The sequence below is a fragment of the Parabacteroides sp. AF27-14 genome (assembly GCF_003635425.1).
In the GTDB taxonomy this organism is placed as follows: Bacteria; Bacteroidota; Bacteroidia; order Bacteroidales; family Tannerellaceae; genus Parabacteroides; species Parabacteroides distasonis.
Genome location: NZ_QTLZ01000001.1, coordinates 451,351 through 464,315 on the forward strand (window position 1 = coordinate 451,351; position 12,965 = coordinate 464,315).

General features: G+C 48.8%; 8 protein-coding genes. 7 read left to right on the top strand and 1 reads right to left on the bottom strand.

The window, feature by feature from the left end; genetic code table 11:
• Positions 1-15: 15 nt before the first annotated feature.
• The 7 genes from DWY79_RS01990 (at position 16) to DWY79_RS02020 (ending at position 12,420) form a co-directional block, all read left to right on the top strand.
• Complete coding sequence (locus tag DWY79_RS01990) at positions 16-747, top strand: helix-hairpin-helix domain-containing protein (protein WP_036614968.1); 732 nt, start codon at positions 16-18, stop codon at positions 745-747.
• 86 nt (positions 748-833) lie between these two features.
• Positions 834-2,525, top strand: coding sequence for a helix-turn-helix domain-containing protein (locus DWY79_RS01995; protein WP_122368751.1), 1,692 nt, complete (start codon positions 834-836; stop codon positions 2,523-2,525).
• 132 nt (positions 2,526-2,657) lie between these two features.
• Entirely contained in the window at positions 2,658-5,615 is a 2,958-nt protein-coding gene (locus tag DWY79_RS02000; protein WP_122368752.1) for a hypothetical protein, read from the top strand.
• Between the two features lie 20 nt (positions 5,616-5,635).
• A complete protein-coding gene (locus DWY79_RS02005) occupies positions 5,636-8,575 on the top strand; it encodes a hypothetical protein (RefSeq protein WP_008773280.1) in 2,940 nt (979 codons plus the stop codon).
• 10 nt (positions 8,576-8,585) lie between these two features.
• Entirely contained in the window at positions 8,586-9,872 is a 1,287-nt protein-coding gene (locus DWY79_RS02010; protein ID WP_121772794.1) for a hypothetical protein, read from the top strand.
• An 11-nt stretch (positions 9,873-9,883) separates the two neighbouring features.
• Positions 9,884-11,530 carry a hypothetical protein gene (locus DWY79_RS02015; protein ID WP_121772795.1) on the top strand — a complete coding sequence of 549 codons (1,647 nt, stop codon included), beginning with the start codon at positions 9,884-9,886 and terminating at the stop codon, positions 11,528-11,530.
• 125 nt (positions 11,531-11,655) lie between these two features.
• Complete coding sequence (locus DWY79_RS02020; RefSeq protein ID WP_008773277.1) at positions 11,656-12,420, top strand: AAA family ATPase; 765 nt, start codon at positions 11,656-11,658, stop codon at positions 12,418-12,420.
• 2 nt (positions 12,421-12,422) lie between these two features.
• On the opposite strand, the gene DWY79_RS02025 is transcribed toward DWY79_RS02020, so the two are convergent.
• Positions 12,423-12,929 carry a flavin reductase family protein gene (locus tag DWY79_RS02025; protein WP_008778870.1) on the bottom strand — a complete coding sequence of 169 codons (507 nt, stop codon included), beginning with the start codon at positions 12,927-12,929 and terminating at the stop codon, positions 12,423-12,425.
• Positions 12,930-12,965 lie beyond the last annotated feature (36 nt).

The following is a 12,965-nucleotide window of genomic DNA, read 5'->3' on the forward strand; positions in this document are numbered from 1 at the left end:
TCAAAACATAAGACTATGAAATGGCGTGATTTACTTTATTTCTCCAAGGGAGAAAGGCAGGCTCTTACCCTACTCCTTTCCTTAATAGCGATGGCATGGATCGCAATTATCTTGACGGATTTTTCCCGGACAAAGGTTCTGCCCGATGATCTGGTCACGGACAATATGAAACAAGACACCTCCCTTCCAATTACCCCGAACGGAAATCCCCCGAATCCCACCCGGAAAGAAAACAAATTCCACTCGAAAGAAAACAAAGTTCCCTCCGAACGAAATCCCAAACGCATCCGAAGGGAATCAAACCTCCATTTACCCTCATATCCAAAGGTAGAAAAATGGCCGTTAGGAACAGTTGTAGAATTAAATTCGGCCGATACCACCGCCCTAAAGAAAGTTCCGGGAATTGGTAGCGTCTTCGCCAAACGGATCATTAAATACAGGGAGCTATTAGGGGGCTTTTATAGTGTAGAGCAATTAGGGGAAGTATATGGTATCGACGAGAAACGCTATGAATCGATGAAATCGTGGTTTTCGGCAGACCGATCGGCTATAAGTCAGCTACCTGTCAACCAATTGTCGGCTAAAGAACTGGCAAGTCACCCATATGTCAGCTATAAACAGGCCCGGGTTATCGAGCGACAAGTCCGGAAGAAAGGCAAGTTACAGGGCTGGGAGAACCTAGCCTTACTGGAGGAGTTCACGGAATACGACCGGGAGCGGTTACGGCATTACTTCTCATTCCAATAGATAAAAAATCAGGTTATTCATAGAATCTTAATGCCCATCAAAAACAGATTATCCGTATCTTTGTGATCTTGAAATAACATATATTAATGAAATACTTCTTATCGATAAAATATATCCTCATAGTCTCTCTCCTACTTATCGGGGCATTGCCTTACGTTAAGGCGGAAACGACAAACCCAGTCTCCTCCCCGGATTCTTTCGAGACATTAAAGAAAGAGGCACGCAAAAGCGAATCACCCGACGATTGGAAGCGAGTTATCAATAACGCCCAAGCCCGGAAAGACACGGCAGACCTTGGATTCGCCTATGCCTCCTATCTGCAAGCGATGGCGAATATGCGTCCCGCCGGATTCAAGGAAGAGGCACGCCCTATCATGACTTTCCTGCTCGACACCCGGCAATATGACTACTACTTCGCCTTATACAACCTGCTTATCAGCCGCTTGTTCTCCGATCAAGCCTATCGCCATGCACAAGAGGAGGCCGAGCTTATGTATCAGCAAGCCAAGGGGATCGGACAACCCGTAGGTATGGCGATGGCCCTTAGGGTACAAGGCCAGATCTTCTACAAGCTCAACCTATACGAGAAGGCATATTCCGTATTACGGGAGGGCTCGCAAACCTGCCCTTCTTATAAAGAAAGCCTAAACGCCTTCACGACGGCACAAAGCCTGTGCGAATGGCAAATCATGACTTGCCAGAAAGCCGAGAGGTATGAGGAGATACTTCCCCTCGCCGACCTATATGGTGAAATGCTGGCTTACTGGAATGGGAAAGGCTGGAAAGACCCTAGCGGACATTACCCTGTCACCCATCTCTCCCTTCGTGCCATCGCTCTACTAAAAGCCGGACGGAAAGAGGAAGCGAGAGACTGCCTGCGGGAAGCCCGCACTTATATCCTTCCCGCCTTCCCCGCCCGTGCTTACGAGCATTTCTATGAGGCCCGTTATTTACTGCATTACGAGGAAGGAGCCTATAAAGAGGCGATAGCCGACATCGATACGTTGCTGGAGACACACCGGGATTATTACCCTTTCTACCTAAATGACATACGAACCAAGGCCGAACTATTATCTTTAAGCGGACAACCTCAGCAAAGTATCCGGCTGTATCGCGATTATATCCAAGCCAACGATTCCATCGCGAAAGAGGAGATCGCACGCCAGCTTGATGAATTGCGAATCCAATACGAAGTGGAGAAGACCCAGCAGGAGAACCTACAAAAAACACGGTATTTACAACTAGCTTTTATCATCATCGGTCTCGTCACCCTCTTACTTTCCTTATATATTATCTATACCAATAAACTAAACGCAAAGAACCGGCTACTCGTAACCCGGTTGGAAGAACGCGACAAATGGACGAAGAACTTCTTATCCCTTGAACCGGAATCAGAGGGACAACCGGCTGCGAAAATCACCAATCCACCCACGTCTTACGAGATCATACAACGCTTAGGCGCATTCATGATCAACGAACGGCTCTACCAGAATCCGGCATTAGACCGGAAAGAACTCGCCAAAGCCTTACAGATTAATGAACGGACACTAGCGAATGCCCTACGGGAAGAAAACGACCAGACCGTATTGGAATATATAACAATGTATCGCTTGGAAAACGCCCTCCATCTGCTCTCCCTAAAAAATCCAGTCACCTTAAAGGAAATAGCGGAACAATGCGGCTTCGGTACATTGCGTACTTTCCAGCGATTCTTCCGCAACAGATACGGGATGCCTCCCTCTCAATACCGGGAGATTATAGGCGAGAAAGAGAAATAAACCACGATGGATTCGTGCTTTTCGAGAGAAAAGCGAATTTGTCGCTCTCCTATACCGGAATTGTCGCTATTCTTTTCTTGCCCCGAACCCTACGCCCAAATACCTTTGTCCCCAAAACAAATTACTCTGTATATGAAAAAAACAAGCTGGCCGTTTTATCTCTTTTGCCTATGTGGCTTATTATTGCTCGCCTGCCAAGACGATAACGATTCGGGAGTCACGCCTCCGGGAAACGGGGACACGTTCGAGGGCTCTCAATATGTAATCACCCTGCAAGACGAGACGGAGAATTTCCATTACCCCGAGTTTATCTGTACGATGCGTACGGAAGACGGCACGGTCATTACCCGCAGGGGAGGGCACATACGTCTGGATGGTCAATCGATCCTGACCCTCGACACCGGATTGAAAGAAGGCATCTATCGGTTGCTGTACCTGACTACTCCTGTCGTAACAGAGGCCGAGGCCGATACCACTTGGAATGAATACGGGCTGGGATGCCGGATAGAGATATCGAAAGGTACGGTAAGGGTTCTCGATCCGTACAACAAGATGGCGAACCTGTCTGGAAGCGGAACCGCGGAGGATCCCTTTATCATCAGTAGTTACGATCACTTGAAACGCCTCCGCAGCATGACGAACGATCAAACCCAGAATGAATTTCTGACGGCAAGTACCTATTTCCTGCAAATAGCGGATATCAACATGGATAAGGCTTCCTATGATAGCGACCACCAGTTCGGCTGGCTATCGATCGGTAATGTCCCTAACAATCCGTTCCGGGGTATTTACGATGGCAACGGCTATAAGATCAAAAACCTGTGGGCCACCCGCCAGAACTCCACCGGTATCGCCCTCTTCGGTTACACGGAGAAAGCCATCTTTAAACATGTATGGATGGAGAATCCCAAGATGGAAGGGAATTTCGCAGTCGGCGCATTGGTCGGAGGGGCGGTATCGGCGGGCGATATGCGTGATAAGACCTCGCTCATTGGTTGCACGACTTCCGGCGGTTATATCAAGGCGAGCAAAGGAAGCGTAGGGGCCGGAGGACTGGTCGGCGTGGTAGACCTGTACGGAATGATCGCGATGGACAGTTGCGTTAACACGAGCACCCCCGTTTCCGGGTCGTATGGTGTCGGCGGTTTGTTGGGAGTCGGTTCGTTGTATTCCCAATCCTACCTGCAACAATGCGAGAATCACGCATCCGTGAGCTCGGACTATACGGGAGCCGGGGGCTTGGTGGGTTCTGTCGATTCCCTGTCTATCCTAGGGTGCGTAAATACGGGTGACATCACAGGCTCCAAGGCCTATAATCCCTCGGATGCGAGCAACGGCGGGTATGCCACCGGAGGTATCGCCGGAGGTACGGGTGTCTCTTACATATATGCGAGCACGAATGAGGGAAATATCGATGGTTACATCGGCGTGGGCGGCATTATCGGCAGTACCCGGTTGGGTTCAGATGAGTTGCTTTTCAATAACACGTTGGTAAAATCATGCGGAAATACCGGGGCGGTATCCGGTAAATCTTCGGTCGGCGGTATTTGCGGTGAGGCACAATTAGGATGCTACGCCGTTTATAACACGGGAGCGGTATCGGCCTCGGCTAGCGGCTCGTTCGTGGGCGGTATCGCCGGAAATACATCCATAGCGGTGGTGCATAACGCATTGAATACCGGAAAGGTATCCGGAAATAACAGCGAAAGCGCCGGTGGCGTGGTTGGCAAGGTTACTTGGGGTGCCTTCTTCGCCAGTCAGAACTTCGGGGATCTGGATGTTAATGCCAATTATGCCGGTGGTATCATCGGATTGGCCGGAAACTATACGATGATCAATTATTGCGGAAATATGGGCTATATATTGAACAGCGGAACCGGTCCGACCGGCGGGTTGGTCGGAGAGATCGGCGATCCGAGAGAATGGTCAAGCGAGGCTATCGCGAGCTGCGTCATAGGAAGCGTGGAATGTATGTTGGGAATATTAGGGCCTGTCATAGCGGTAGCCGGTTCGGCTCTGGAAACCGCGGCCACTACCGGAGAAAAAATTTTTAAAGGAATAGTACATGTCTTACATGTTGGAGAAACAGTGGCGGATTGGCTCCTGCTAGTCGCTGATAAAACCATGTTCCGGATCGGAGTCTCTGAAATGCTGAGCGAGGAGGAAGCCGAGCTGATGGAGGCTTCTCTCAAAGCGAAAGTATCAGAGATAGATGATGCCATTAACGACAAGATGGCCAACATCCGGAACGGCTATGCGCTGTCGGCTGGCATATTACCCTCTAGCCTGAATCAAGGAACGGCCACCGATTTTATCAATAACACGAACACGTTATTGACCTTCTACGAAACCTCCGATGATAATAACAATACGATCAACTACAACATAAATCATAAACGTGAGGAACGCTACGAGCATATTGAGCAGAACAAACATATCAAAGAGATCGTGCAAAAAGTAATCGCAGGAGTTTGCATCTGCGCAGCGGCGACGGCGGGTGTCGTTTCCGGCATAGCTACCGGCGGTACTACGACAGCTGCCGTATTCGCCACGATCGGCACGGTCGCGACCTTAGTGGGTGGAGTCAACGCAATTGTCGAAGGAGCCACCGACTATCAAAACAACGCTGTCATCATCTCGCAGTGTGTCAATATGGGACGTGTCAAAGCGGACAACGCTAGCCGTATCGGTGGCATCGTGGGGCACATGCAACAATACGGTATCGTTAAGGACTGCCTCAACGGGGGACGTTACGAGGGCAACTCAACCAAGGCCGGAGGTATCGTAGGCCGGGGCGATAGCCGATTTGAGGCACACAACTGTTTAAATGTGGGTGATAAATGGAAGGATCCGCTGATTAATAGTTACGGAGACTTCACATCGCTTTCGAACCTTTATTATTATGGCCAACCGGTAATATACGAAAATAACTCTTATCTGACAAACCTGTCTATCGACGAACTCTGCGACCCCAAGAAGTACAAAAACTGGGATATTAACAAGACGAACTCGATCTGGCATGTAACTGAGAGCAAAGGAAACTTCCCCGTTCCTTTCCATTCGGAAATGGAAGAGGAGATCAAGGAATAATCATTAATACATATCATAAAATGAATACAACAAGAATCCATATCATAGGTCTTCTCATGGCCTTGACAACTTTCCTTTGGACAAGTTGTAGCGATGACGAACTCTACCGGTCGAATGAGCAGGGCTCCCGCCTAGAGGAAATGGGAGACTTCAAGTTAAGCTCTTTCACCCTAGAGAAAGGGATCTGGGAAATCGCCGATACGATCCAGCAAATCAAGATCCACCTCAAATCGCATACCGACGATTCCATACGGGCATACGACGCTGCCGTGCTACATAGCGAAAGCAATCCTTCTTACAGCATCTATATCCCGAAGACAGACGAGATACCGGATAGCGACTACGACCTGACCGCATTCCTTATGGACGGGACCAAGTTAGGCACCAAGCTGAAGGTCACTTTCCGGGACGAGATGCTCCATACGATCATGGCCTCAACGGTACAGTATGACTTAGAGGGGGAAGGAACGGCAGAGAAACCTTACTTGATCGGCTCACAGGAGGATTTCGGCATGCTTGAATATGGCCTTAACCGTTATGATACCATCGCACACGCAGCCGGGCTCTATTTTAAACAAACCGCAGATTTCGAAGCCCCGCATCGTAGCGACGTGTACGACGGACGTTATACTTTTGGCGAGTCCTTTGCCGGTATATACGATGGTGACGGCAAGTCCATCACGATCGCCTATCTCGGTGCACAGGCAGAGAGTGATACCACTGTCGGTCTTTTTAAAACATTATATGACGGTGCTCAGATAAAGAACCTGACTATCAGAGCCAATATGCAGGGAATTAAAAAGAATGGAGGAATGTTGGCAGGCTCTTCGCAAGGAAACGTGACGCTTACGAATGTAACCGTTAGCGGTAGCATCACCGACAGCAACGAACATATCGGTGCCTTTATCGGACATGCCACAGGAAACCTGACCGCTGAACATTGTCGTCTTTTCGCCTCTGTCCATGCGAACAGTTATGTCGGTGGACTTGTCGGGTACATGGAGAACGGAATGCTTACGGTAACTGATTTCTCGAACTTACAAGAAAATTCCATGCCTTTCCTTTTCACGGTTCACGCAGGCAACCGGGGAGCCGGAGGCATAACCGGAGGTATCATGAAGGGAGGGTGTGCCTTTAAGGATATCACTCTCCAGCATTCCATAGAGAAAGAGGATTCCGGACTAAAGGTTATTTATGCTGGAGCAGACCGGGCCGGCGGACTTGCCGGTGAGATGGCACTCAACGAGGCCAGTAGCTTGAATAATATCAACATATGGGCTCCTGTCCGCTCGGAACAAAAAGATGCCGGCGGACTCGTTGGTACCGCGACCTTGACCGCCCCACTAAGTGTAAGCAACTGCACATTCGCCTCCTTGGTGAAAAGTAATGAGAAAGCCGCCGGGTTTTTCGGCTATTTAAAATGCGACAATCACTTGAACTTGGCAGAAACCAACCAGATCGTGCAAGTAAATAACGGATACCTCAACGTAGAGGCAAATAAGTACGCAGGCGGTATGTTCGGCTATGTGTATGGCGATATCAAAACGAGCGGCCTTTGCCTTATCAACATAAACGTGACCGCCACATCGAATTTCGCCGGAGGTATCATCGGAGAATTGGAGCATGGGACATTGGAAACGAAAAACTTCAGCCTCGATAACGATATGCAGGTGTATGGCAACGACGCTACCGGCGGACTGGTCGGATATGCCAATAGCAGTACGATCAAAGGGGATATAGGTGACTTGAACTTCTCCTCCATCCCCTCTCCCGACAGCTTTAAAAGCAACTATTCGGGAAAGGTCTCTTCTCCGGGAGCAGATGGAAAAGGTACGTCTATGGGAGGACTCGTCGGGTATGCCTTACATTCTCATCTGGATCATCTTTGTTTCACAGGTTCTGTTTTTGGTAGTGACAGAGTGGGTGGAATCGTCGGGCATATAAGAGGCACGGCAAGTATCACCCACTGCGTAAACAATGCCAACATTGTCGAGAATAGCACTAACACATGCACCGGAGGTATCGCGGGTAAAGTGGACTTCACCGAAGGTACTTACACGCACATGATTAATTACAGTAATATCGCAGGCATGGAGCAAACGGGGGGTATCTTTGGTTATATCGGATTAGAGACCTCCACCACCCATAACCTCAACATCCAATACGCCGTAAACGCAGGAGAGGTAAGCGGAAGCCAGAACGTAGGAGGATGTGTCGGACGTTTGTATGACGACATGAATGACGTGGAGCACAAGATCTCTTATTGTGCCAACTACGGGAAAGTAAGCAATTCCGGCAACGGTAACTTGGGAGGCATCCTCGGACAAGGAGACAGCAAGAAGATGATCATCATGAACTCTGCCAACCACGGAGAGATCGCTGGAGGATCAAATGGCGCATCACAAGTGGGTGGTATCGCCGGAAGAATGGGAAAAGATCCGAAAGGCATCACGATCGGAAACAACATGGAGCTGGCTTATTGCTGTAACCGGGGCAATATCTCTTCTGATAACGTAGATTCGCACGTCGGTGGAATCCTAGGTTACCAAGAGGAAGGAAACGATTACGATGAAAACCATTGGATGACACACGACTGTTATAATTCGGGGTCTATCACTTCCGACCAGAAATCCGATAATGGAGGCATCGTCGGTTGTGTGGATTCCTACTCGGAGGTAGTTCGCTGTATAAATATCGGAAAGGTATCCCCCAATGGCAACGGCGTAGTAGGCACCCGGAAGTCGAGCGTGATCTGGCACCACCACGACCTTTATTATCTGGACGGTACGGGAAGCGGCTGGTGCGCCGAATCGTTTAGTGATAGCGAGAAGAAAAACACCTCAACGTTCAATAATTTCGATTTCAGCGGCAAGGGTGTCTGGATTATCGATAGTGACAACTCGAAGAACAACGGCTTTCCTTATCTCAGGGACTGCCCGTTTCAATCAATTTACCAATAAATAAACAAAGATGAGATCCATATTATTTACAACATTACTATTCATGTCGTTCATAGGCTGTTCCGACAATGACCAACCAGATGAAACGATTATCGACCCCAAAGAACAATGGAGCGCTACGTTGCGGGGAGATGGCGAGATACTGGGAGCCTATCCCGACTTGTTCAGCAACTATTGGGAATATACGTATAATATGAACGAATATCCCGATGTTGCCTTACGCATCGAAGGGCAGTTCCCTCACGCCCGTTACTTCAGCTTTTCGCTCTACGACGACGAGACCGGCTCTGCCATCGGCGGTATCAACGATCATGAGATCATTCCGGACGAAGGGAGTGAGAATCCTTTCGTTAGCACGTCGGAAAAAGACAACCGTTTCACCATCTATGTCGTACCGGCCTCCATGGATGAGACACTGATAGCGAAACTTCCCTCAGAGAATATCTGCCGGGTGAACGCAGACATCAAACGGCTTGCGATCTGCATCCGGCATTACTTAGGGACGAATGCGAACGGCGATAAGGATGAATATGGAGGTGTAGCACTGCCTGCTATAAAAGGCATAGACATCCATTCGCTGAAAGAGATCCAAGCCCCGGAACGTACGGAGTCTAACATCGAGAAGGTGACAGGTCAAAGCTTCTCCCAAAAATCGGACGAGAATCGGGATGTTCCTTTCTTCTTGGCCCCGAAAGGAAGATATTATCCGAACAACTCTACCGCTTATCTGTACGCCCGCACCCATATACATGCCGACTCGGTGTTGATATTCAGTTTCATCCCGGTACCACTTCCCCGAACGGTGGAAGAATATGAGGGGGCGAAAGCCCGTTATTGGTCTATCTGCCTCGGCGCAACATCCAATACCCGTTCCTACTACTCCATCTATGATAAAGAGGCGAATGCGAAAGAAGGAGAAAAGGCGACCTTCATTATCTGCCTGAAACAAAATTCAAGACTCGCCGAGATACAAGCGAAAGTAGAGGCCCAAAAGCAATTGGGCGCTCATTGGAACCTTTTTGTATGGGATAGCGAGAAACAGGATGTCGACGGGAAACCGATCGGAGATGTTATCGCGATTATGTACCGCAACATCCTGCCGGACAAGGATTGGGAATATTCCATCTCCAGAATGACTCCCACCGAATACAAAGATGATGAAGGAGAACCGATCGATAAAGTAACAGACCCGGACAAGCAATTGTCCCATAAAGCCTTAGGAGATTACGGGCCCTACGGATTCAAGTATGCCGCAAACGATTTCCTGCGTGATGATTTTGAGGAAGAAACTTATTAATTTAAAGAAGAATGAAATACCAATTAAAAGAAAAAGCATGGAGAATGACATTTCTCGTGTTCGCAACTTGCGCTCTATTTTCCTGTTCGGACGATGAGAACGATCCCAGTAAAGACGATAACGAGCCGCCATTATCAGAAGCGACCGTTCCGACTCCCAACCCCTATCTAGCGTCAGAGCATTACAGCCTGACCCATTTCAACTCGGCGCAAACCGATGCCTTTCCCTATGCAGTAAAAGGCGGCACATTCCAAATGAATCCGGATGATTGCGCCTCCACTTGGAGTGGTCCGGTCAATTTAATGACGCTCTCATCGACCGACCCGGACTATATGTGGGGAATGTGTAGCGACCGGGTATCTTATATTCATATAGCCGATGGGGCTTTCGAGCGTGTGGCGGAAATAGGCTTGCCTAATGGTATCCAAATGAATACGGAAGAAAACTTACGGAAATTGGTCGATACCCAATATACCTCGACCGACCAATTATACGCCGATGCCGTGGAGATTCTGGGTAAATATCCACAAATGTCTATGTCTAACGGCAACTACGTGATTTGTGACAATGAGAACTATGCCTATACAAACGCCCGGACGGTCATCTGTCGCTATAAGTTGAAAGAAGCAGGTAACCCCAAAGCAGGTATCGTCTTAGACAAACAGGTCGATATGGCACCATACATGGATAATCCACAAACATTGGTAGGAATGGTAATGACATACGATGGATACTTGGTAGTCGCATCGGGCAACGGTATCGCCATCATCGATCGCACAATGAGTATGCCCCCAGTCGTCAAACTTATACCGGACGATCAAGTGATCACTAACTCCGCCGCTGTCGACGAGCATAACGGTATCTATATAGCCAGCAACAGCCGTACGCCCGGAGGCAAAGGTATCATGCACAAATTCGTATGGAAAAACGGTAAGTTATCGGAAGATGAGGCCGACGGCGCATGGACCGCTTCTTATGACGGAGGCCCCGAGGCGCCCGCCATCAAGATGGGTTATGGAACAGGTTCTACACCGACATTGATGGGATTCGGTGACGACGAGGACAAGCTAGTCGTTATCACGGACGGTGCCAAACGAATGAAGCTAGTCGCTTTCTGGCGGGATGATATCCCGGAAGATGCCGTTCCCGTTGATGCGGAAAATCCCCGCATCGCCGACCAGAAAGAAATTTCCTGTGGGCTATCTGCCTCTACGGAATGGATACAATCCGAGCAATCCGTGGCAGTATCCGGTTATGGCGCTTTTGTCGTAAATAACGTGATACCTAACACCGTACCAGACAAGATCGTGGCCGTATTATCCATCGGGCCGCTTGTCACGCCGCCTTTCGGCGTAGAGCGTTTACAATGGGATACAGAGAAAAACCAGTGGTATTCGGTATGGACCCGTTCGGATGTAAGTTCAATCAGCATGATACCGGCTATAAGTACCGCCTCTAATATGGTATTCGTCAACGGCTACACGGAGGCAGACGGCTGGGAGGTGACTGGACTGGACTGGGGAACAGGCGCTACGAGCCACCGGGTAATCTTCGGGCAAACCAGCCGGGGTAACGGGGCATACGCCATTATCCAATACATGGAAAACGGGGATCTATTGTTCAACTCCGTAGGCGGTCCCTTCCGAGTAAAGCTCTGACGAGATAAAAATTAAGAGGCTGTCTAAAAAATGAAGTGAACCCTAAAAGTTTTTTGTCTAACTTTTAGGGTTCACTTCAATATCTCCGATTATTTTCGCTATGTTTGCGACAAAACACATTCTGTATGATCTATCTGAAGCAAGTAAAATTACTGGACCCGGACTTGGTAGCCGGCAATCCCGAGGAGCTAAAGTATCCCTATAAAGCTCCGGCTGTACGTTTCACGGAATCGTTCATTTTCCGCAAGCCGGTTACTTTCCTTGTCGGGGAAAACGGGGCGGGAAAATCCACCCTGCTGGAAGCGATGATGAGTAAATATGAGGAGAGGGATGAGGAAGAACCGGGTATGCTCTATGACGGAACCGAGGCCTACAAGATTTACGCCAATGTCTTACCCGAGCATATTAAGCTGATCGAGACCCGAAAACCGGAAAAGCATTTCTTCTTCCGGGCAGAATCCTTTTTTAACCATGCGGCCGAATTGGATAGGCAAGCCCAACTGGAATTACGTAAGTACAGCAAGATCTACGCCTATAAAGCTTACGGTGGCAGGAGTTTATTGGAGCAATCGCACGGCGAGAGCTTTCTCAGCGCTTTCCTGAATTATGCCAGCCGCAATACATTATTTATATTAGACGAGCCGGAAGCCGCACTCTCTCCACAACGGCAGCTGGCCCTTTTGGTGCGTATCCATGAACTGGTGAATAACGGTTGCCAACTGATTATCTCCACGCACTCCCCGATCTTGATGGCTTATCCGAACGCGGACATTTATGCCATCGATGATACCGGAGCGCACATCACCCCGTATGAGGAAACAGAGCATTACCAGCTCACTAAATATTTCCTCACGCATACGGAGCAAATGATGAAAGAACTGCTTGGGTGAGATTACTTCTCCCAAGCATTTACGATCTCGGCAATGTAAACGATATGCGCATTGCCGTTCTTCTCATCATACCAACGAGGGAAAACGCTAGGATCTAAAAACTTAGCCTCCTCGATCTCGGACTTATAGACCACTTTGCATTCCAACGTAAGGCGAGCTTCCTCGAATACAGGATTACCAGCCTCCGTAAAGAACGGTGTCAACCCCGTAGCGGCCACTTTATCAATCTCCCGGCCGGATTTAGAGCCACAAATGCTATGGGCTTTCCGGTGCTCCGGTCCTAGGAAAGTAATCGTGAACTCATTTTTAGCGTCGATAAACTCACGGGTATAACGCTCCGGACGAATAAAAGCAAACACCACCGGACGGTTCCATAACACTCCCACGCCGCCCCAACTGGCAGTCATCATATTAAACTTCTCCTTATCACCGGCGCTTACCAGCATCCACTCCTTACCAATCAACTCGATAAAGTTGTCTTTGATCTCATTCGGATTAATCGCTTTCATATCTCATTTTATTTTCCCTCAAAGATATAAAATATT

Bases quoted from the DNA above. Each gene is read 5' to 3' on its own strand.
- DWY79_RS01990 (WP_036614968.1), top strand. From the start codon at position 16: ATGAAATGGCGTGATTTACTTTATTTCTCCAAGGGAGAAAGGCAGGCT.
- DWY79_RS01995 (WP_122368751.1), top strand. From the start codon at position 834: ATGAAATACTTCTTATCGATAAAATATATCCTCATAGTCTCTCTCCTA.
- DWY79_RS02000 (WP_122368752.1), top strand. From the start codon at position 2,658: ATGAAAAAAACAAGCTGGCCGTTTTATCTCTTTTGCCTATGTGGCTTA.
- DWY79_RS02005 (WP_008773280.1), top strand. From the start codon at position 5,636: ATGAATACAACAAGAATCCATATCATAGGTCTTCTCATGGCCTTGACA.
- DWY79_RS02010 (WP_121772794.1), top strand. From the start codon at position 8,586: ATGAGATCCATATTATTTACAACATTACTATTCATGTCGTTCATAGGC.
- DWY79_RS02015 (WP_121772795.1), top strand. From the start codon at position 9,884: ATGAAATACCAATTAAAAGAAAAAGCATGGAGAATGACATTTCTCGTG.
- DWY79_RS02020 (WP_008773277.1), top strand. From the start codon at position 11,656: ATGATCTATCTGAAGCAAGTAAAATTACTGGACCCGGACTTGGTAGCC.
- DWY79_RS02025 (WP_008778870.1), bottom strand. From the start codon at position 12,929: ATGAAAGCGATTAATCCGAATGAGATCAAAGACAACTTTATCGAGTTG.